At 65.3% G+C, this 16539-nt stretch carries 30 protein-coding genes and 1 pseudogene; 1 reads left to right on the top strand and 30 read right to left on the bottom strand.

Features of this window, described 5'->3' with window-relative positions:
* Nucleotides 1–243: 243 nt before the first annotated feature.
* The 11 genes and pseudogenes from ACJ6WD_RS11255 to ACJ6WD_RS11205 form a co-directional block, all read right to left on the bottom strand.
* The gene (locus ACJ6WD_RS11255) at nt 244–393 is read right to left on the bottom strand and encodes a hypothetical protein (protein WP_407615720.1); all 150 of its coding nucleotides are present in this window, start codon (nt 391–393) and stop codon (nt 244–246) included.
* Nucleotides 390–1868: a hypothetical protein gene (locus ACJ6WD_RS11250; RefSeq protein ID WP_407615719.1), complete on the bottom strand. Its 1479-nt coding sequence runs from the start codon at nt 1866–1868 to the stop codon at nt 390–392. The genes ACJ6WD_RS11255 and ACJ6WD_RS11250 overlap by 4 nt, the downstream gene beginning before the upstream one ends.
* 12 nt (nt 1869–1880) lie before the next feature.
* Nucleotides 1881–2378, bottom strand: a complete 498-nt coding sequence (locus tag ACJ6WD_RS11245) for a hypothetical protein (protein ID WP_407615718.1) — start codon at nt 2376–2378, stop codon at nt 1881–1883.
* The gene (locus ACJ6WD_RS11240; protein ID WP_407615717.1) at nt 2363–3337 is read right to left on the bottom strand and encodes a hypothetical protein; all 975 of its coding nucleotides are present in this window, start codon (nt 3335–3337) and stop codon (nt 2363–2365) included. Before ACJ6WD_RS11240 ends, ACJ6WD_RS11245 begins: the two co-directional genes overlap by 16 nt.
* Nucleotides 3338–3514: 177 nt before the next feature.
* Nucleotides 3515–3895: a hypothetical protein gene (locus ACJ6WD_RS11235; protein WP_407615716.1), complete on the bottom strand. Its 381-nt coding sequence runs from the start codon at nt 3893–3895 to the stop codon at nt 3515–3517.
* A gap of 84 nt (nt 3896–3979) precedes the next feature.
* On the bottom strand, nt 3980–4471 hold the full coding sequence (locus ACJ6WD_RS11230) for a hypothetical protein (protein WP_407615715.1): 492 nt from the start codon (nt 4469–4471) through the stop codon (nt 3980–3982).
* Between the two features lie 17 nt (nt 4472–4488).
* Nucleotides 4489–4698, bottom strand: a pseudogene (locus ACJ6WD_RS11225) (lytic transglycosylase domain-containing protein); the annotation flags it as partial.
* Nucleotides 4699–5167: 469 nt separating this feature from the next.
* The gene (locus ACJ6WD_RS11220; protein WP_407615714.1) at nt 5168–5935 is read right to left on the bottom strand and encodes a CHAP domain-containing protein; all 768 of its coding nucleotides are present in this window, start codon (nt 5933–5935) and stop codon (nt 5168–5170) included.
* A gap of 88 nt (nt 5936–6023) precedes the next feature.
* Nucleotides 6024–6212, bottom strand: coding sequence for a hypothetical protein (locus tag ACJ6WD_RS11215; protein ID WP_366408129.1), 189 nt, complete (start codon nt 6210–6212; stop codon nt 6024–6026).
* The gene (locus ACJ6WD_RS11210; RefSeq protein WP_366408127.1) at nt 6212–6403 is read right to left on the bottom strand and encodes a hypothetical protein; all 192 of its coding nucleotides are present in this window, start codon (nt 6401–6403) and stop codon (nt 6212–6214) included. Before ACJ6WD_RS11210 ends, ACJ6WD_RS11215 begins: the two co-directional genes overlap by 1 nt.
* A 194-nt stretch (nt 6404–6597) precedes the next feature.
* Complete coding sequence (locus ACJ6WD_RS11205; RefSeq protein WP_407615713.1) at nt 6598–7071, bottom strand: hypothetical protein; 474 nt, start codon at nt 7069–7071, stop codon at nt 6598–6600.
* A 45-nt stretch (nt 7072–7116) separates the two neighbouring features.
* Between ACJ6WD_RS11205 and ACJ6WD_RS11200 the strand changes: the two genes are divergently transcribed.
* Nucleotides 7117–7374 carry a hypothetical protein gene (locus ACJ6WD_RS11200; protein WP_407615712.1) on the top strand — a complete coding sequence of 86 codons (258 nt, stop codon included), beginning with the start codon at nt 7117–7119 and terminating at the stop codon, nt 7372–7374.
* Here the strand turns inward: ACJ6WD_RS11200 and ACJ6WD_RS11195 are convergent.
* The 19 genes from ACJ6WD_RS11195 to ACJ6WD_RS11105 all read right to left on the bottom strand — a co-directional run bounded on the left by ACJ6WD_RS11195 (nt 7358) and on the right by ACJ6WD_RS11105 (nt 16537).
* Nucleotides 7358–7651: a hypothetical protein gene (locus ACJ6WD_RS11195; protein WP_407615711.1), complete on the bottom strand. Its 294-nt coding sequence runs from the start codon at nt 7649–7651 to the stop codon at nt 7358–7360. The genes ACJ6WD_RS11200 and ACJ6WD_RS11195 overlap by 17 nt on opposite strands.
* Before the next feature lie 104 nt (nt 7652–7755).
* Complete coding sequence (locus ACJ6WD_RS11190) at nt 7756–8052, bottom strand: stage V sporulation protein S (protein WP_366408121.1); 297 nt, start codon at nt 8050–8052, stop codon at nt 7756–7758.
* A gap of 97 nt (nt 8053–8149) precedes the next feature.
* Nucleotides 8150–8710, bottom strand: a complete 561-nt coding sequence (locus tag ACJ6WD_RS11185) for a hypothetical protein (protein WP_407615710.1) — start codon at nt 8708–8710, stop codon at nt 8150–8152.
* Nucleotides 8707–9201 carry an XF1762 family protein gene (locus ACJ6WD_RS11180; RefSeq protein WP_407615709.1) on the bottom strand — a complete coding sequence of 165 codons (495 nt, stop codon included), beginning with the start codon at nt 9199–9201 and terminating at the stop codon, nt 8707–8709. The genes ACJ6WD_RS11185 and ACJ6WD_RS11180 overlap by 4 nt, the downstream gene beginning before the upstream one ends.
* The gene (locus ACJ6WD_RS11175) at nt 9198–9695 is read right to left on the bottom strand and encodes a hypothetical protein (protein ID WP_407615708.1); all 498 of its coding nucleotides are present in this window, start codon (nt 9693–9695) and stop codon (nt 9198–9200) included. Before ACJ6WD_RS11175 ends, ACJ6WD_RS11180 begins: the two co-directional genes overlap by 4 nt.
* 118 nt (nt 9696–9813) lie before the next feature.
* Entirely contained in the window at nt 9814–10590 is a 777-nt protein-coding gene (locus ACJ6WD_RS11170; protein WP_407615707.1) for a hypothetical protein, read from the bottom strand.
* Nucleotides 10587–11096 (bottom strand): VUT family protein, encoded by a 510-nt coding sequence (locus ACJ6WD_RS11165; RefSeq protein WP_407615706.1) that lies wholly within the window; start codon nt 11094–11096, stop codon nt 10587–10589. The genes ACJ6WD_RS11170 and ACJ6WD_RS11165 overlap by 4 nt, the downstream gene beginning before the upstream one ends.
* Nucleotides 11089–11637 (bottom strand): hypothetical protein, encoded by a 549-nt coding sequence (locus ACJ6WD_RS11160; RefSeq protein WP_366408116.1) that lies wholly within the window; start codon nt 11635–11637, stop codon nt 11089–11091. Before ACJ6WD_RS11160 ends, ACJ6WD_RS11165 begins: the two co-directional genes overlap by 8 nt.
* Nucleotides 11634–11993 carry a DUF6915 family protein gene (locus ACJ6WD_RS11155; protein WP_366408115.1) on the bottom strand — a complete coding sequence of 120 codons (360 nt, stop codon included), beginning with the start codon at nt 11991–11993 and terminating at the stop codon, nt 11634–11636. The genes ACJ6WD_RS11160 and ACJ6WD_RS11155 overlap by 4 nt, the downstream gene beginning before the upstream one ends.
* Nucleotides 11990–12223: a hypothetical protein gene (locus tag ACJ6WD_RS11150; RefSeq protein ID WP_366408114.1), complete on the bottom strand. Its 234-nt coding sequence runs from the start codon at nt 12221–12223 to the stop codon at nt 11990–11992. Before ACJ6WD_RS11150 ends, ACJ6WD_RS11155 begins: the two co-directional genes overlap by 4 nt.
* Nucleotides 12220–12888 (bottom strand): RNA ligase family protein, encoded by a 669-nt coding sequence (locus ACJ6WD_RS11145; RefSeq protein ID WP_366408113.1) that lies wholly within the window; start codon nt 12886–12888, stop codon nt 12220–12222. The genes ACJ6WD_RS11150 and ACJ6WD_RS11145 overlap by 4 nt, the downstream gene beginning before the upstream one ends.
* 19 nt (nt 12889–12907) lie before the next feature.
* Complete coding sequence (locus ACJ6WD_RS11140) at nt 12908–13066, bottom strand: hypothetical protein (RefSeq protein WP_366408112.1); 159 nt, start codon at nt 13064–13066, stop codon at nt 12908–12910.
* A gap of 60 nt (nt 13067–13126) precedes the next feature.
* Nucleotides 13127–14086 carry a phosphoadenosine phosphosulfate reductase family protein gene (locus tag ACJ6WD_RS11135; RefSeq protein WP_407615705.1) on the bottom strand — a complete coding sequence of 320 codons (960 nt, stop codon included), beginning with the start codon at nt 14084–14086 and terminating at the stop codon, nt 13127–13129.
* Between the two features lie 22 nt (nt 14087–14108).
* On the bottom strand, nt 14109–14306 hold the full coding sequence (locus tag ACJ6WD_RS11130; RefSeq protein WP_366408110.1) for a hypothetical protein: 198 nt from the start codon (nt 14304–14306) through the stop codon (nt 14109–14111).
* Nucleotides 14293–14514 carry a hypothetical protein gene (locus ACJ6WD_RS11125; RefSeq protein WP_407615704.1) on the bottom strand — a complete coding sequence of 74 codons (222 nt, stop codon included), beginning with the start codon at nt 14512–14514 and terminating at the stop codon, nt 14293–14295. Before ACJ6WD_RS11125 ends, ACJ6WD_RS11130 begins: the two co-directional genes overlap by 14 nt.
* On the bottom strand, nt 14502–14738 hold the full coding sequence (locus ACJ6WD_RS11120) for a hypothetical protein (RefSeq protein WP_366408108.1): 237 nt from the start codon (nt 14736–14738) through the stop codon (nt 14502–14504). The genes ACJ6WD_RS11125 and ACJ6WD_RS11120 overlap by 13 nt, the downstream gene beginning before the upstream one ends.
* 25 nt (nt 14739–14763) lie before the next feature.
* Complete coding sequence (locus ACJ6WD_RS11115; RefSeq protein WP_407615703.1) at nt 14764–15927, bottom strand: hypothetical protein; 1164 nt, start codon at nt 15925–15927, stop codon at nt 14764–14766.
* Nucleotides 15891–16232, bottom strand: a complete 342-nt coding sequence (locus ACJ6WD_RS11110) for a WhiB family transcriptional regulator (protein ID WP_366408106.1) — start codon at nt 16230–16232, stop codon at nt 15891–15893. The genes ACJ6WD_RS11115 and ACJ6WD_RS11110 overlap by 37 nt, the downstream gene beginning before the upstream one ends.
* Entirely contained in the window at nt 16232–16537 is a 306-nt protein-coding gene (locus ACJ6WD_RS11105) for a hypothetical protein (protein ID WP_366408105.1), read from the bottom strand. The genes ACJ6WD_RS11110 and ACJ6WD_RS11105 overlap by 1 nt, the downstream gene beginning before the upstream one ends.
* Nucleotides 16538–16539 lie beyond the last annotated feature (2 nt).

Raw genomic sequence — 16539 nt, 5'->3', positions numbered from 1 at the left:
CGGTTGAAGCGGGCGTCGGGCATCTTTTTGTTGGTGTAGCGGAAGGTGACCCGTGCTGGCGCCGGCCGCGGCTGAAGCGGAATGACGTCCGCGAGCTTCTCGTTGATGGCGCGCTCCTTGATCGTGCGACAGGGTGTGGAGCTGCCGGCTGGGCGTGCCGACCATGAGTCGAGGTGGGTAATCTCGACTTGTTACTCATGCCCGAAAACTTGTTGCTCAACTTATGGCACAAGCGCGGCGCGGTCAACCGATCTCCACGGTGCCATCACCTTCGCAGACGACGCAGGCGTCCATCTCGGGCCAGCGACCCTTGCAGTGCGGACAGGGGCGCTCGGTCGCACGACCGTGGTCGCTGGTGTCGTCCACGTCGGTCCAGTTACTCGTGTGGTTCATGGGGCTCTGTCCTCGATCACTTCGGCGTCGACGAATCCCGTCTCAATGGCGGCCCGCTCGACGGTCACGGGCTCGGGTAGCGAGCGGGCCCGTTCGCCCTCGTCGCGACCGAACAGCCTGCTGATGAGGCCGGTCTCGGCACCCTTCTGGGTGGCGGTGATCCGCACGGAGACGGAGTTCTCCTCCATGTCCTCGACCGTCCTGAGCATCTTGTTGAGGCGTTCGAGTTCACCCGAGAGCACTGGATTAGTAATTCCACCCTCCAGCTCTTCGGCGAATCGAAGGCCAAAGACGCGCCCGGCCTGCATTTCCAGAAGTGCGGCGGCAACGTCGGCGCGCTGGTCCTTGGTGCGGATCTCGACGGGGAGGCTGAACGCGCAGGCCGATCCGGGCTGCGCTGCGGGGCAACTGCTGGAGAGGTAGCAGCGATCGCAGATCCGGACGCCGGGGTCGACGGTCTTGAGGACGGGCCTGCCCCCGGTGCCGTCCTGGGCGGTCTCCTGGACCACTGCGAGGCCGGGGAACGGGATCTTCTCGCGGGGCGTCGCGACGGCCGGAGTTACTCCTGCGTGCCGCGCCTGCTGGGGCAGTCGATCAACTGCTTCGGGGGCCGGATCCACGTTCTCGTCTGTATGGGTGTTTCCGGGGGCAGTTACTCCTGTGCTGCCGTTGATGTGGTCGGTGAACTGCCGCCAGGACCATACAGACAGGCGCAGGACCTCGGTGGGGTCGTCTGCGATGACTGCCTCGGCGTCGAAGCCGGCGTCGGCGATGGCGTGCTTGTGTCGGGCGCGGGCCATGTCCTTGTAGCGGCGGGGATAGCGGTGCAGTTCTTTGCCGGCCCAGACGATGGTGTCGCCGAACTGGCTCGGGGAGATCCATGAGGTGGAGGCGGCGCCGTACCAGTGGCCGTGCTCCAGGGCCGCCGTCTTGGTCATGCCGAGGCCGAACAGCTTGGTGTCGGTGGTCTTGGCGAGCTGGGGCAGCAGGTGTGCGCCGTCGAGGCGGTCGGTGCCGGCCTGGGTGATGCCGACGTTGGCCCACTCGTCGCAGAGCAGTTCCAGTCCCTCACGACCGGTCTCTGGGTTCCACACCACGATGGCCTTGTCCCGTAGTGGTTCGAGCCGCTGGCGCTGCTCGCGGGTCCATTCGTGGCCGAGTTGGTGGGCGTCGAACTCGACGAAGTAGCTCAGCCGGCTGAGGTTGTCGGCAATGAAGACGTCGTAGTAGTGCCCGGCGATGTCGAGCAACTCGGCGTCGGTGAGGTCGCTGTTGGGCTTGGCGTTGATGGAGTGGCAGCCGGAGTCGATGAGGATCTCCGGGGCGTCCACGAACTTCTCGGCCAGGTCGTAGGGCTTGGTGAACTTGGTGCGCCTGCGCAGGCCCCAGTAGGAGAGGGCCACGGTGGGGTAGCCCTCCAAGGCGAGCAGGCCACGGTAGGCCGGGATCTCGCACCCGGCCAGGTAGAGCTTCACGAGGGGTGTCTCCTACAGGGGGCCGGCAGTGCGCCGGGAGTCCTGGGCGTAGTGCTGGTCCTGGGCCTCGATCTCGGCGACGAGGTCGTCCCACTCGCGGGGTTCGCCGCGGTAGTCGGGTTTCCACTGGGGGCGGCTGTAGCGGGGGTGGCTGAACAGCACGGTGGTGTAGCCGGCGGCGAGGAGGTCGCTGGCCTGGTGGGGGGCGGCGACGACGACCAGGTCGACGTGGAGGTCGGGGCGGAGAGCCTGGAGTCCGCCGAGGAGGCCGTAGCGGTCGCTCATCTGTGGCTTGATCAGGCGGATGTGCTTGGTGAATCCGTTGCGCGTGAGCCAGTGCTCGGCGAGCGCCTTGGAGGAGTTGAAGGAGTCGGGCTCGTCGACCAGGTGCACGACGTGGGTCTCGGCGAGGCCCTGGTAGAGGAGGAGGCCGGCGGGGATGATGGCGTCGCTGTCGGGTCGCTTGAGGACCCCGTCGATGGCGATGACGACGTTCACCTGGACCGCCACAGGGCGGCGTTTCGGAGGGCGAGTTGGGCGTCGCTGATGGGCTGGCCCCAGGCGTCTCTCTCGACCTGGTGGTGGGTGGCGACCTGGACGTCCTTGATGCTGCGGAGCATCTCGACGGCCCCAGACTCCTTGGCGGCCTGCCATCGGTAGTTCGCGAAGTCGCCGTAGCCGGAGCCGCCGGGGGCGAAGGCAGCGCGCCGGCCGAGGTGGATGTCGTCGAAGAGTTGGGCGGCCTGGGCGACGATGGTCTTGAGCTGGGAGCCGAGGGTGACCCAGTGGCCGCCGCCCTGCGGGGAGTGCTGCATTTCCTCGGCGGTGGCGTTGTAGGCCGTGACCAGGCGGTGGGCTTCGGTGGTGTCGCGGTCGGCTGCGTCCTTGAAGTCGTCCGAGTACAGGTCGCGGGGGTTGGCCGGCAGCTCGGGGGGCCGGACGGTCCACTCGTCCCTGGTCAGGGAATAGGCTGCGTACGGGTTGATGTTCTTGATTTCGCGGCTGTTCGGGTTGACGTAGTAGGTGACCTCATACACCCGGTCCCCGATTTGCGTGGTGGCGATGTCGGGCCAGAGTTCTGCCTTGAGTTCTTCATCGAAGAGGTCGGCGATTTCCTGGCTCGTCATTCCCGCGTAGTCGGGGTTGTACCAGCCGAATGCAGAGAAGTCGACGCCGATGAGAACGTCGAGGTCCCCGTTTCCGCGGTCGGCTGCCCATTGGTAGCTGATACCGGAGCCAGCGAGCCACACCTCGCTCCACTGACCTGCGCCGTTGTACCGGGTTCCCCAGAACTCGTAGAGGGTGTTGAGGAGCCACTTGCGGACATCGAAAATGATATGGTCGCCGATGAATAGGTTCGGGTCAAGGTGGTCAGCCGGGCTGGAAAAATAGCCGGAAGCGCCGATGGCGGCCTCCCTGATGGGCTGAGCGTTATCCCCGAGACGACGGTAGAAAGAGTTCGTCTCCATAGCCCAGACTCTACCGGCGAAATGGCGAATTTAAAGGGGCTGCAAACCTGGCCCAGAAAAAGGCGAAGGCCCCCCTTTTTTATGGAGATTGGTGGTCTCCGGGGGGCCTTCCCTTGAGAGGAGAGAGCATCTCCGCCGAGGCAGAAAGCTCAACTCACCTACGACAGTACATCAAGATCACAGCTTGAGGCTCTGGACGAGGGCCTGGGTTCGCTGCTGGTCGACCATGGCGGCGGTCATCTGCATCATCTGCTGGCCGGTGATCGAGGCGGTTTTGATCGCGATGGCGTCGTCGACCAGGACGTGGCCGGCGCGCTGGAAGTCGTCGAGGTTGGCTGGCCGGCGGGTACGAATCGGGGCGTTGATGTCGGGCTCGGCGAGGACCTGCCCGTCCGGGGTGACGATGACGAGGAATGCGGTCTCGGCGAGCGTGCCCTGCTGCTCTTCAGTGATGCTCGCCTCCTCCCCCATCTTCTTGAGTTGCTCGCGCTGGGCGTCGGTCAGTTCCTCGACGTTCTCAACCGCGGCGTTGGCGAGGGTCGACAGATCAATAGTCACGGTGGTGCTCCTGGTGGTGTCGTGGGTGCGTGGAGGCGTGTGAGGGGCCAGGCGGCGCGGCGATCTTGGCGAGGTACTGGTGCATCAGCCGGCCTTGTCGTAGGCAGCCCGGCGCACGGCGTTGGCGACGGGGCAGAAGTGGCAGAGGTAGATGTCCTTCGAGGACCGGTACTTGGGCAGGCTGGCCGCCTTGCGCTCTGCGGCGGTGTCCGGTGTCAGGCGCTTCTTGTCGGTGCACCAGTCGGAGCAGGTGATGGACCGGCTGTGCTGCTGCCAGCACGTCATCGCGTCTTCCTGGAAGGTGTTCTTGGCGTCGTAGAACGCCGGGTCCAGGCCGGTGTGACCGGTCGAGTCGCGGATGCGCTTGATGATCTCCTCGCGTGTGGACGGGGAGTCCCAGTGGCGCTTCTCGACGCGCAGCATCGGGTGCGCGATGTGCGGGCTGCCGTCGGGGTTGCGGTGCCGTTTGACGAGGGTGTCCAGGAGGAAGTCCTGGCGCGGGTCACCCTCGTAGTCGGGCAGCTCCTCCATTGACCCGCAGGTCTTGCACAGCAGGAGCCGGATGTTCTCGGCCATGGGGTGGAATTCCTTGCTTAGTACCAATGGTGGGATTGCCAGAAGGCCCATGCACCGCAGGGGGTGCCGTACCGGGATTTCACGTAGGAGAGGCCCCAGCGGACTTGAGTTATGCCGTTGACGCGCCAGTCGGGTCCTGCCGAGGCATATTTCTCTGCTGGGAGCGCTTGGGCAATTCCGTAGGCCCCAGAAGTTGGGTTGGTGGCGAACGGGTTCCAGGCGCTTTCACGAGTGAAGACGGCGTCGGCGCACAGGAATTGCGCGGCGCTGAGGACGGTTCGCGCGTACGCCTTGGGCGAGGCGTATGAGGGCCGGCGGGTGGTGGTCGCGGAGCCGGGTTCCCGCGCTGTGGCGGTGCGGGTGGCCTTGGGTCGAGGCTCCACGCTGACCTTGGGCTTCTGGACTCTCTTGGGCTTTGGTGCCGTCTTGGCCGGCAGGCTGTGGGACGGCGAGCTTGAGGCTGTGGGGGGTGGAGCCGGCTCTGGTTGGGTGGCCTGGTGTCGCGTACTGGATGCGATCGGTATGAGGGTCAATACCAGCGCTGCCGATATGCACGACAATGGCCTGCGAGTCACACGGGATTCCTCACTTTGGGGGCATTCCCGTCCGACGTTCCTCGCAGGCCATTCAGACGCTTCGTGAATAGTAACACGAAGCCCCGAGAACCATCTCGGGGCTTCGCTTTGAAATTCGCTATCAACTGTAGGCCAGGGTAAGTAGAAGTGCCCATCCCCTGGGGCCTATTGCCGGGTCGTAGGACCGCCCGGTGTCATTCAGGCTGTGCTTGGCGTTGAAGCCGGCGACGCCCTTCTGGGTCAGCGGACCGTAGTTGTCGGACAGCGTGACGCCCTGGTTCATCCAGCCGGTGGCCTTCAGCGCCTTCTGGAGCGGCTGCGCTGACGGGTTGGAACGGTTGGGCGCCAGGCCCGTCGGGAACGGGGGCGGCGCGTACTTGGTCGGCTTCGGGCTCGGGGTGGGCTTCGGTGCCGGCGCGGAGGCGTAGGCGGGGCGGCCGAAACCGAGGACGACGGAGCGGGGCCGCAGTCGCTGGTAGACGCCGTCGCCATTGCCCTGGGAACCGCTGGCGCCGGAGCTGGTGTTGCCCTCGGTCGTTGGGATCGACGAACCGGCGGTCGCCGCTGCTCGGGCGACGCCGACGTGGTCAGCGACAGGCCCGCCGTCCCAGCTGAAGAAGACAATGTCGCCGAGCTGGACGGCCTCGGTCGGACCGTGCCACTGGCCGCGTGCCTTGAACCAGTTGACCCAGGAGGGGCAGTAGGCGAACTTACCAACGACAGTGTCGGCGCCGATCTGGTTGGCGCACCAGCTCAGGTACATCGCGCACCACGGCTCATAGTTGAGTCCGTACCAGGCGCCGTACTTAGTTTGGTTGTTGGGGCCTTCCTTGAATCCAACTTCGCTGTTGGCCTCGGCGACCATCGCCGCGGCGGTAGGGCTTGCCATCGGAGTGATCTCCTGTCGCGGGAGAGTGCTCCGAGTGGTGGTGCCGTGTCAGCGCTCCAAGTGGTGTTCCGCGGATGAATGGTGGGGGTCAGTAGCCAGGGGCGGTGTTCCGCAGTCCCTGGACAGGCGAGCAGCCCTGGAGGGCGGTCCAGGTGAGGTTCACGTCGCGGTCGTTGAGGGCAGCGCCACCCCAGTTGGGGTTCGGGTGGCGGGAGCGGCCGTCATCGAGGCCCGAGTGAAGATCGCGGTTGAGGCTTCGCTGGGTGGGCAAGCCCATCAGATCAGCGCCTTTCCGCCGAGCGTGATGGACTTACCGCCGAGCTTGCTGCTGCGGTCGTTGAACAGCGCCGCGAGCCGGACCGCGGCCGAGGCGCCGGCCATGTTGCCGTTGTTGCTCACGGTGAACTTCACGTTGTCGCCCCGGCCGGCGCGGCGCCGGTCGAACAGCGACATGGGCTCGTCAGCCACGCTGGTCTCCCTTGCTCATGCCGAGCACGTCGTAGATGGTCGGCTGGTGTGTGCGGGTCTTCGAGGATGGCCTAGGCGGGGTCCAGCAGGCGGGTGCTTGGCTGGCGAGGTAGGCGAGGACGTCGCTGACCTGACGCTCGGGGAGGCTGGCCCATGGGCTGGTGTGGTTGTGGACGCTGTCCTGGTGGAACACGTCACGTCCAGGGGGATCGGAGGTTGCGCAGTGCCGCCAGGCGGTCGGCGTCGGTTTGTTGCATGGCTCCGGTTCCGACGAGGCGGGTGTCAGCCGGCTGGGTGCCTTGAGCTGTCCACTTCTTGCCCCGCGCCTGGTGCTCCAGCGCGGTCATCGGGTTGAAGCCCTTTGGCCACAGGTAGTCGCTGGGGTCCATGCGCTCACCCTTGTGGACACCGACCGTGTAGTTCTTCTGCGCCGAGCGCATCGGTCGGCTGTTGAGGGACTGGTCACCGAGGCGGTCGCTGCGCCGGGTGTTGAGTGTGCCGAGGTACCCGTCGGGGTACTCAGCGGTCGGTGTGCGAGGGGTGGCCGTCATGCGTCGGGCGTCGAGGATGCTGCGGGCGCCGACCAGGTCGGTGCGTCCGCCTCCGCCGTATGTGGGCGTGCCTGGCTGGGGGACGCCCATGGGCGCGACGTACTGTACGTTGCTCATCTTGCGTTCCCCGCGGGATCAGGTGTTGAAGACCGGGTTGGTCTGATGGGCGACGCTTCCTGGGCCAGCCGGAGCGGTGGCGGACCCGCCTCGGGACTCCTGGTGTCCGCCGGCGAAGTGGGTCATGAGTCCGCTGTTGAGGGCGTTGGCGGCGGTTCCGCTGGTTGCTCCTCCGGCAGCGGCAGTAGCACCTTCCGCAGCAGCGACTCCACCGGCGGCGGCACTTTCAACTGCGGCACCTCCTACGACGCCTTCGAGCAGTGGTGCAGCGAGAGCGAACACCATGTCACCGCCCGTCTGTGATGAACTTGGACGGCAGCGTCTTGACGTTGCGTCCTGTGGCGGTGGAGGAGGCGGCGTTGGTGTAGTCCCGGTACACCTTCACGCCTCGGGCTCCGAGCGCGTCGCGGTTGAGGATGTTGCTGCGGTGGTTGGCAGTGGTCGGTTCACCCACGCCGCCCTTGGCGTTGCCAGTCTTCTTGACGAGCGTACCGGCCTGGGGGGTGCGGACGACGAAACTGGTCGCGGCGGATGTCCCCATGGTGGGGAACTCTCCGCTGGAGAGGACGTTCTCAGACACTGTGCTCCTCGCGAGATGCCGTGTGACGCAGTCCGGGCAGATTGCGAGTGAGTTACGAGTGGTGGGACTGCCTCACCAGTTTATGGGCGATTCCGCGCCGAGTGTTATGCGACCTCGTCGAAAACGACGAATGAGAGGCCGGACACTTCGCCCTCGGGGACGGTCGCGGTGAAAAAGGCCGGCCGCATGGCGAGGCGGTGTCCTCGGGAGCCAGCGTAGCCCTGAGCGATCGGCACGCTTTTGACGGCCTGGTTGATGGCACCAGCACCGATGGCGCGCAGCGTGACGTGCTTGTGGGCGTAGATGGCGTGAGCGACCGCAGCCCCGAGGTCGGTGGCGCTGGTCGAACTCTTGACGAAAAACACGGCGTCGTCGGCGCCGGGGTCCTTCTTGGTGTCCATATGCGGTTCTCCTTGAATTGTTTCCCTTTCGTAAGCTAAGGGTATTTTCTGACATTGTGTTAATGCGCTGCGCCTAGCCGGATGGCAGGGCTGTTGCTCAAACGAGGTGGGTTTCGCCTTTGAATCGGGTGAGGTCCTTCAGGGTGTCGGTCTCGGCCTTGGTGCCGGTGCGAGTGGACCAGGTGTGGGCGGCGCGGGCGAGGCCGTAGGCGTCGGCCAGGTTGTCGTCGGTGTACGTGACGCCCCACTTCTTGTAGACCGCCAGCAGCATCTCGGCCTTGGCTGCGGTGCCCTTACTCGTGACGTACTTCTTGAGCTTGGTCGGAGCGACGATCAGCGGGTAGCACGCCGGCCTGTGCAGATCGTCCAGGAGAGCGAGCTTCACGGCTGCCCCGAGTTCGCCGGCCAGTTCCCGACCGAACTTCGCGCCGGGCGCGTAGCCCTCCATGGCGACCACAGCGATCCGACCGAACGTGGACTTGATGTCACCGATGTTGAGGCTGACTTGGGTCTGAACGGCATCGAGGCGGTCGGACTGGGTGACGTACTTGTTGGCGGAGAAAACATGGAGGTAGTCGCGATGACGCTGGGTGTCGCTGTCATAGGCCACCATTGCCAGACCCGAGTAGGACTGGTCGATGCCGAGGGAAATTGTCATGCGGCCTCCCACACAGTCCGCTCAACCAGGTCGTTGCCGTGCCCGTCGCGTTGCCGGCTCGGGGTGTCCCAACCGCGGCGGGCTTTGCGTTGACCGAGGATCTTCCACCCGGCGCCTCGGAGACTGGCACCAGACTCGCCGTCCTGCGTGTAGGTGACCAGGCGCTGGTATCCCAGCGCCTTGGCCGCACGCCATGACGCGCCGTAGAGAGCCGAACACGCGTTTTTCGTGCCGTCCGTGGCGATGCGGGTGACCTCCAACGTCCGGCCGTTATCCCAGGCGCGGGCCACGGGACGACTCAGGATCGCGACCCCTCGAAGGGTTCCGTCGCTGGTGCGGACGCCGAGGCTGACCTTGTGGCCGACTGGTGGACGATGGTGGCGGTGGTGCTCGCGCACGAAATCCTTGGCCTGTTGGAGCGTGACGGGGCAGATCTCCAGCGGCTCCCCGTCTGGAGTCACGACCTCTGCCCCGCCGAGTGCCAGGCTCATGCGGCGAGGTCTCCGGGCATGGTCGGGGAGGGGATGCGCGTCGTTGGGAACTCGGTGTGAGCCCAGCACTTGGGGCAAACCGCGACGACCACGTAGGTGCTGGACTCGGCCTGGCGGAAGAACGTCGGCCGGGCGAAATGACCGTAAGTGACTGTGACCGGGACCCACTTGTGCTTCGAGAGGTCGGTGCAGGCGCTCGGCAGCCGAGAGACGTTGCCGTAGTGGGCGACGCTCATGGCCTGGAGTTCGTCCGGGTGACAGATCCGGTACTTCTGGTCGTAAAAGCGGGACAGGCCAATGCGGGTGGTGGTGCCGCGACGATCCTGGGCGGCGCCGAACCCGAAGGTGTCGATCTGCTCTTGGACCTCGTAGGTGTTCTGCATGACGGTGCAGAAAACAAAGTTGGCCTTGAGGTCGTCGATGCGTACCTTGCGGCCGGCGCGGCGGGGGTCGTTGTCGGCCCAGATCTGGCCGGGCTCAATTCGCTGAGTCATGGATGATCTTTCTGAGAGGGGCGTCGCGGAACGCCTCGCTGTACTTGCTGACCGCAGGCGGACAGACAGGCTTCGACCGGGGTGGCGCCGAGGGTGATCACGGCGGTCTTTCGACGGATCAGGCTGCTTGCTCCCAGTGGCGGGGGTTGTTGGCGCGGGCTTCGTCGATGGCTGCCAGCGGTCTTTGACGCCAGCGCAGGGCGTAGCGGCGGCAGTTCGAGCAGGTCTTATGGGTGCAGCCGAGAAGTGGGGGACGGTAGCGAGCGTGGAGGCTCCACGACATGGAGTCTGAGGAGGTGAGTAGGTGACCCACTCTCCTGAGCCCTGTGATCTTGAAGCCGAAGCCATGAATTCGCATGCCGCGGTCAGTGGCGTCCGTGATGATGTCGACGGCTGAGTCCATGTGCTGGCGCCGGCAGACGGAGCCGATCCCGACGACGCGTTCGGCGGCCAGGTCGACGCCGGCTTTCTCGTACAGGTCGGCGCATCGCTGGTAATCGGCGCGGTCCCATCCCTGAAGGACGGGGATGAACGGCAGATCAGGAGCTGCTGCTCTGAGATCAAGGTAGTTGCTGACGGTGCGATGCTGGTGCTCGGTGACAGTCAGCCCGGTCTTCTGAGTGATCTGCGGCTCGCACATCCAGTCCTGGGGGCTGGCCCACTGGAGGTTGCCTATCTCCTCGCTGTAACGGCGGACCGCAGCGATGTAGGTGGCAACGCTGATGGTCCACTGTCCGTGCATGGAGATCTCGGTGAAGCCGCCGCTGTCCAGAGCCCAGGCGCTGACGGCTCTGGGGAAGGTCTTGCGGCCGATCAGACGACGGTGCGAGACGAACAGCGGGACGTCGGCGATACCGAGCCAGGAGGGGATGTGCGTTCCGAGGAAGAACGTCACCGAGAGGCGCGGCGCCGCAGCGCCACGGTCAGGGAGCCGAGGAGGACCCCGTAGATCTTGCCGACGAGCTGTCCGCCCAGGAAGTCGAGTGACCCGAAGGCGATCGAAAGGAACAGCAGGGAGTCGAGCAGGATGCCGATGACTCCTCCGGCGAAGACGGCCCGCACCCAGCGCGGGGACAGCTGGCTGAAGACGGCCATGTCGGCGGCCTCGGAGACGCCGAACGCCACGGCGCTTGCCAGGGCGAAGCCAGGGTCGGCGGCGGCGAAGGAGAGGATCACACCGAAGGTAAGGGCGATGAGAGCGGCGCGGCGGCCGAGTGTCCACTGCACCAAGTCCCGCAGGATGAGGGCGGGGCCGGCGAGGAAGACGGCGGCGGGCGCCTTGAAGCCGAAACCGACGGAGACGATCCCGTAGCGGTGCAGTGCCCAGTTGGCGGCCGGGATGGTGGTCATGTAGAGCGTGGCGCCGAGGTAGCCGAGGGCTCGCTTGGGGCCGTCAGTCATGCGAGTAGTCCTCGACCTCGATCTTGTCCTTGTAGACCAAGACCTGGCAGTGGTCGCCGAACAGGTCGATGAGCACGTGGTCGCTCTTGCCAGACTCAATCGCCTCGCTCAGCGCGTTGGCTGCGTCGTACAGATCTTGGTGGTCCCCCTGGTAGTCCTCGTACACCATGCGGTTGTCGTCGTCCCAGTGGTACGGTCGGCCGCCCAGGGTGGGGTGCCGCTCCCTACCGACAGCCAGCTTCGCTTCGAGCATGTACGGGTCGTTCTCGGCGAGGTCCTTGTACTGCTCCAAGTCGTTGTTGGTCACCAGCCAGACCTCGTGGGCGGAGAACTCACACACGTCGCCGTCGTTGAAGTAGGGGGTGTACTGGCGCCAGCCGAGCAGGTGGACGTCCGGGTGGTCCAGGACGGGCTTGAGGAGTGCTGCGAACTCCTCCTTGGTGATCTGCGGGACGCGGGTCGAGCCGGAGGCAATGTCGCCGACGATCGGGATGCCCAGGAAGTTGTGGGTCGCGTCGGCCTTGGTGAGGTTGTCGGTCACTGTGCAGCTCCGAGGAGGTGGGAGATCGGGAGTTCCTTGCGCTTGGCCCCGGACATCCACGGCGCGATGGCCATGCCGTCGATGTAGTCCTTGGGGCTGGGGAGCCAGCCGAGGTCCTCGATGATGTGGCGCTCGGCTATGAGGCGGACGGGGATCTCCTTGCGGCCGATCTTCAGGGTCTTGCCGAAGATCCGCTCGCAGAGGTAGACCCCGAGCGTGTGGTGGTAGAGGGCGCGGTGGCGGACGTCGCCGATGGTCTGCTTGCTGGAGTCGATGAACTCACTGATGGGCAGGTAGTCGGTGGCGGATCCGCCCCACTTCCGGGCCGCCGACTGGGCGTGGAACCAGGAGTTCACAGGGACTCGCTTCCGTGCCGGCGGGGGCGCAGGAGCCAGGCGAGCAGGGCCAGGGGCCATGCAGCGCTTGCGAGGATGACGAACATGCCGGCAATGACGAACTCGTCGGTGTCGCTGGAGTCGTCGAGATCCATCGCCTGGGCGATCGGCCGGCGCAGGATGAGGGCTGCGATGGCTACGGTGGCCAGGTAGGCGAGCGGAGCGTAGACGGAGATGTAGTACCCGGTCATGCGGGAAGCAGCCCCTTGGGGAGGTCGTCATTCTCCAGCAGTGCCTTGTAGCTCTGGTTGGCCTCGACGCTGTAGATGACGATGCCCTCGGCCTTTGCTCCCGGTTCGGCGACGGAGCCGAGGGTGCGCAGCAGCCGCATGGAATCGCGGATGGTCTCGTTGAGGAGGTGTCCGCGCACGCGGGCGAGTTCGGGGACGACGGTCAGTTCGTCTGGCGATCCGTCGGGCAGGCCCTGGCCGCGGGTGCCCCAGCGGGTGGTGTTGAACAGGGCCCACTTGCGCCGGTCCATCCCATAGCCGTGCTGGATGCCGCGGCCGTACCACTCGCCGAAGTGCGTGCCCTCGCCGAGGCTTGTAAGGGCGCTGGCGTTGTCAGCGACCCAGGCTGCGAAGGCGAAGTTGTCGGTGTCTTGGGTGCCGTTCGTCTTCTGCCGGTTCGGGGCGATCCAGCGCTTGCGGCTGCCGGCGCGCAGGACGTACAGGCCGTCCTGTCTGGAGACGACGTTGTATCCGTGGCCGTTGAGGTAGCGGGCGGGGTCCTGGTCTTCGGTGAGGCGCTTGATGGCGACCTGCGAGTTGGTGCCGTCGATCTTCTCCGTCAGGACGAACTCTCGGTTGAAGCGCGGGATCTTCGGCCACGGGCGGAAGTCGGTGACGCTGTCCATGCAGTGCTCCAAGTGGGGTTCAGTAGGTGTCGAATGCGTTGGCGTAGTCGTCGTCCCAGTCCGGGGCTGCGCAGACCTCGCAGATGGTGTGGCTGTCGACCTGGGTGATGTATTCGTCGGCCTCGATCGGCCGGCCGCAGTTGCACCGCGTGGCGTGCTCGGTGCGGGTGAGGGGCATGGCAGTGCCTTCCGGTCTCAAGGGGCGTTACGTCCGAAGGTGTTGAAGGCGGCGTGGGTTTCAGGCGGCCCTGCGGGTGAGGGAGGGGTCGGCTGCCCACTCCGCGATCGAAGGGCCTGGGTCGGCGCCTTCCTCTGCCCACTCGCAGGTGGTGCACAGGCGGCCGGCGGGGGAGGCCCGCTGCTTGGGCGGGCGCTGCCCCCACTTGCAGGCGGTGATGCCTCGGGCCTGGGCCTCTGCTTCAAGGTCGCGGATGCGCTTGGCGGTTTCGGGGAACCAGTCGGCGATCTCGTCGAGTTCGCCCGGCTTGGCGAAGGCGCCGCACAGGCACTCGCCACTCATGTGGAGCAGGTCGGAGACCTCGTTGTGGGGGACCTGGTGCAGGGTGCGGTAGTCGCGCATGTGGCTGTTGGTCCAGTGCACGATGGGCGAGGCCCAGACGATGCTGCCTTCGCGGTCGATCTCGTTGGCGTTGCGCCAGCGTCGGGGGGACTCGAAGACGCGCATGCCGGCGAGGAAGATGATGCGCTGCTGGAAGGGGTTGGAGACGAACTGGTTGCGTACCGTGCGCAGCGCCCGTTCCTTGAGGCGGGTATACATCATCTGGTGGCCGGCGGGGCCGGGGAAGCCTTTCCAGACGGGCTCGCCTTGGTGCTTGCCCTTGGATGCGATGACTTCGCCGCGGACCAACTCGTCGTAAGTGTTTGGCGGGAATGCTTCGATGAGCGGGATGTTCATGTCTGCGGTGGTGGTGCGGACGAACTCGCGGGTCTGCTCGATGCCGATGGTGGTATTGACGTGTACGGCGTGGGTGACGCGGTCGCGGACCAGGTGGAGCATCGTGGTGGAGTCGTTGCCACCAGAGAACAGGGCGCAGACGGCGGTAACTTCCTTGCCGTCGTCCTCGGTCTGAGATATCGCTCGGTCGATGATGGCGTGGGAGCGCTCGACGGCCTCGTCGAGGGTAAGGGAGGCCAGCGCCTCGCCGTTGTCTTCCATCTTGGCGGGCGTGAGAGCCATTCTTTATTTGTCTCCGAAGAGGTCAGGTGGCGAGGCAGCGAAACTGGTTGTGGAAGCCGGCGAGTTTGATCTGGGTGTAACGCCTGCTCTTCTTGGCGAAGTTGTAGGAAATGCAGTTCGCGTAGCCGCCGAAGTTCTGGGTGACGGACTGGATGTAGACGACGCGCTCGCCCTTGCTGGCCTTGTCGAGCCAAAGCTGTCCGGTGTCAACGCGCTGCATGCTTCGGGCCCTTCTTGGGGTTCTCGACAATTTCTGAGCCGATGCTGAAAACGAATGCGGAAGAGGCGATGAGCGCGAACGCAAGGGGAGGCCAGGTGATGATGCCGACGGCGCGGAGCGCGAGGAGTGCTCCAGCGCCAGCCGAGCAGCCGACGGCGATGATGTGTAGGGCGGAGGAGATGACCTGGCGGACGTTCAGGCGGCCCATCGCTGCGCCCTGCTTTCTCGATCGCTGCGGCCGATGCGCCGGGTCAGCTCTCGGGAGGCGACTGCGGCTTTTCGGTCTGCTCCGCTGTAGATGGCCTCGGTGAGCTTTCGGACCGCGTAGGTGTGGCGGTAGTCGTCGTCGGCTGCGAGGACGTCCTCGTCGGAGGCTGCTGCGGCCTTCTGCGCGGTGACCGACTTCTCGTTCTTGGCCTTGACCGCAGCCATCGCTCTGCACCGGTCGAGGTGGGCTTCAGCGTCCTTCTCGTCGACCGCAGCTGCTGCTAGCTGTGTTCCTGCGTACTCGGCCCACCGGGTCAGCTCGACGAACAGCTCCATCAGCCTGTCGTCGGTCAGTTCCGTCAGGTTCGCCGGCAGATCTGGCATGTCGTCCTCGGGCCGGCTTCGTAGTTTCAGGCCCCTGCGTCCGAGCTTCTGTGTCGTCCTCGTCGAGAGCCTGTCGTCGTCCTCGTCGAGGGGCCTTCTCGCCATCGCTGGTCTCCTGGTAGGGCTTGCACTGCTTGCAGACATCGCCGTTGACGCAGTCGGGGGCGGGCTTGTCGGCGTCGATCCGTGCCTTGATGTCGAGCGCCGTTTCGAGGAGTGGGTCGACGATGGCGGGGTTGAAGCGGACGACGAATTGCTTGACGTCTTGGTTGAATTTCGACTCGTAGACGAAGGTCATCCGGTCGACGTTGAGGCCGCGGTTCCTGGCCAGCCAGAGGTAGATCTGGCCTTGGCGGATGTGGCTTGGGAAGGGGACCTTGATCGATGCCCACATGGCCGGCAGGTCGACGATGTCGCGGCCGTCGTCGAGCTTGACCTTGTACTTGGCCAGGCGCTCGGGCTCCTCGAAGCGGACCGTCCCCTCCCCCACGGTTTTGATCTCCAGCAGGCTGTGGGCGGGGGTGAGCATGCCGTCGCTGTGGCCGACTATCAGGTGGGTGCCCTCTGCGGACAGGGGTACCTCGGCGTAATCAAGCGCGTGGCTCTTGCAGTACGGGCACTGGTTTGGGCTCTTCGCCCACCATCGGTCGTAGCAGTTGAGGCAACTGAACATGCCCTCCAGCCAGCCGATGTCCCAGGCCCTCCGCTGCCACTTGCGGTGGCTTTCGTGGCCTGTGTCGAAGATATTCAGGGACTGGAATCCGAAGGATTGCTTGTGGTGGATGCCGGTGGTGATGCGCAGGAACGTGGCCCTGGGGCACCAGTCATCTTTGGCCATCTCCGAGGGGTGGATGATGTCCTGCCGGCGTGTGGTGTCTTCCTTGTTCTTCTCAACGATGTGAGTGCGGACGACCGCGAGGAAGTTCTCTTCTCCGGCTCCCCGCCTCTCGGCGAGGAATGAGGTGAGGTCAGTGGGTATCGCGGCCCGACGCTTTACGGCTCGGGGAGCCTTTCGCTTGGGGGCTGCCATGGCCACGTCTCCGGTTTCTTCTGGTTGTAGTACTTCTTGCGTAGCTTGGCTCGGTCGTTTGGAAGCATTCCGCCCCAGACTCCGTAGCGTTCGCAGTTCGCCATGGCCCAATCCAGGCAGCGCTGGCGCATGGGGCAGCGTTGGTCGTCGACGTCCCCGTTACAGATCGCGGCGGCTTCCCGGAGGTCGTCGAACCAAGGGTCTTCGTCACGCGAAGGGGTCTGGTGCTTACGGCACTTCGCCTCGTATTCGGCGTCGTCGCCGCCAGTCCAGTCGGGGGCCGAGCATCGGGAGAACAGTGCCACTAGGTCTCCAGGATGGTGTCGAAAGTTTCCTGGGAGAGCACCATCCAGTTCCTCCCTCCCATCTCGATGACGAAGACCATTTCTCTCCCTGAGAGCAGTGCGTGCTGTTCGGCGAGTTTGAGTTCGTCGAGCTTGAGCGGGTACTGGCGCTTCTCGGTGGTCTTGGCTTCGAAGGAGAACTCGTCGTTGCGGACGTCGTTCTTGTGTATCCATCCGTTTCCCGAGCCGGGACTGCGTTTGCCGTCGTATCTCTCGGCGAGCCCCTTCTCCTGCCGTTGGGATCTCTTAAGACCGCGGTTCGTCACCC

It is taken from the genome of Streptomyces sp. VTCC 41912 (assembly GCF_045799175.1).
Taxonomy (GTDB): domain Bacteria; phylum Actinomycetota; class Actinomycetes; order Streptomycetales; family Streptomycetaceae; genus Streptomyces; species Streptomyces albulus_C.
The sequence above is the reverse complement of the archived record's forward strand: the minus strand, read 5'-3'. Positions and strand labels throughout refer to the sequence as shown.

Bases quoted from the DNA above. Each gene is read 5' to 3' on its own strand.
- ACJ6WD_RS11215 (WP_366408129.1), bottom strand. From the start codon at position 6,212: ATGGGCTTGCCCACCCAGCGAAGCCTCAACCGCGATCTTCACTCGGGC.
- ACJ6WD_RS11165 (WP_407615706.1), bottom strand. From the start codon at position 11,096: ATGACTGACGGCCCCAAGCGAGCCCTCGGCTACCTCGGCGCCACGCTC.
- ACJ6WD_RS11115 (WP_407615703.1), bottom strand. From the start codon at position 15,927: ATGGCAGCCCCCAAGCGAAAGGCTCCCCGAGCCGTAAAGCGTCGGGCC.
- ACJ6WD_RS11125 (WP_407615704.1), bottom strand. From the start codon at position 14,514: ATGGGCCGCCTGAACGTCCGCCAGGTCATCTCCTCCGCCCTACACATC.
- ACJ6WD_RS11220 (WP_407615714.1), bottom strand. From the start codon at position 5,935: ATGGCAAGCCCTACCGCCGCGGCGATGGTCGCCGAGGCCAACAGCGAA.
- ACJ6WD_RS11180 (WP_407615709.1), bottom strand. From the start codon at position 9,201: ATGAGCCTGGCACTCGGCGGGGCAGAGGTCGTGACTCCAGACGGGGAG.
- ACJ6WD_RS11130 (WP_366408110.1), bottom strand. From the start codon at position 14,306: ATGCAGCGCGTTGACACCGGACAGCTTTGGCTCGACAAGGCCAGCAAG.
- ACJ6WD_RS11175 (WP_407615708.1), bottom strand. From the start codon at position 9,695: ATGACTCAGCGAATTGAGCCCGGCCAGATCTGGGCCGACAACGACCCC.
- ACJ6WD_RS11190 (WP_366408121.1), bottom strand. From the start codon at position 8,052: ATGGACACCAAGAAGGACCCCGGCGCCGACGACGCCGTGTTTTTCGTC.
- ACJ6WD_RS11150 (WP_366408114.1), bottom strand. From the start codon at position 12,223: ATGACCGGGTACTACATCTCCGTCTACGCTCCGCTCGCCTACCTGGCC.
- ACJ6WD_RS11145 (WP_366408113.1), bottom strand. From the start codon at position 12,888: ATGGACAGCGTCACCGACTTCCGCCCGTGGCCGAAGATCCCGCGCTTC.
- ACJ6WD_RS11140 (WP_366408112.1), bottom strand. From the start codon at position 13,066: ATGCCCCTCACCCGCACCGAGCACGCCACGCGGTGCAACTGCGGCCGG.
- ACJ6WD_RS11135 (WP_407615705.1), bottom strand. From the start codon at position 14,086: ATGGCTCTCACGCCCGCCAAGATGGAAGACAACGGCGAGGCGCTGGCC.
- ACJ6WD_RS11240 (WP_407615717.1), bottom strand. From the start codon at position 3,337: ATGGAGACGAACTCTTTCTACCGTCGTCTCGGGGATAACGCTCAGCCC.
- ACJ6WD_RS11205 (WP_407615713.1), bottom strand. From the start codon at position 7,071: ATGAGCAACGTACAGTACGTCGCGCCCATGGGCGTCCCCCAGCCAGGC.
- ACJ6WD_RS11255 (WP_407615720.1), bottom strand. From the start codon at position 393: ATGAACCACACGAGTAACTGGACCGACGTGGACGACACCAGCGACCAC.
- ACJ6WD_RS11120 (WP_366408108.1), bottom strand. From the start codon at position 14,738: ATGGCTGCGGTCAAGGCCAAGAACGAGAAGTCGGTCACCGCGCAGAAG.
- ACJ6WD_RS11230 (WP_407615715.1), bottom strand. From the start codon at position 4,471: ATGGCCGAGAACATCCGGCTCCTGCTGTGCAAGACCTGCGGGTCAATG.
- ACJ6WD_RS11200 (WP_407615712.1), top strand. From the start codon at position 7,117: ATGGGCGACGCTTCCTGGGCCAGCCGGAGCGGTGGCGGACCCGCCTCG.
- ACJ6WD_RS11185 (WP_407615710.1), bottom strand. From the start codon at position 8,710: ATGACAATTTCCCTCGGCATCGACCAGTCCTACTCGGGTCTGGCAATG.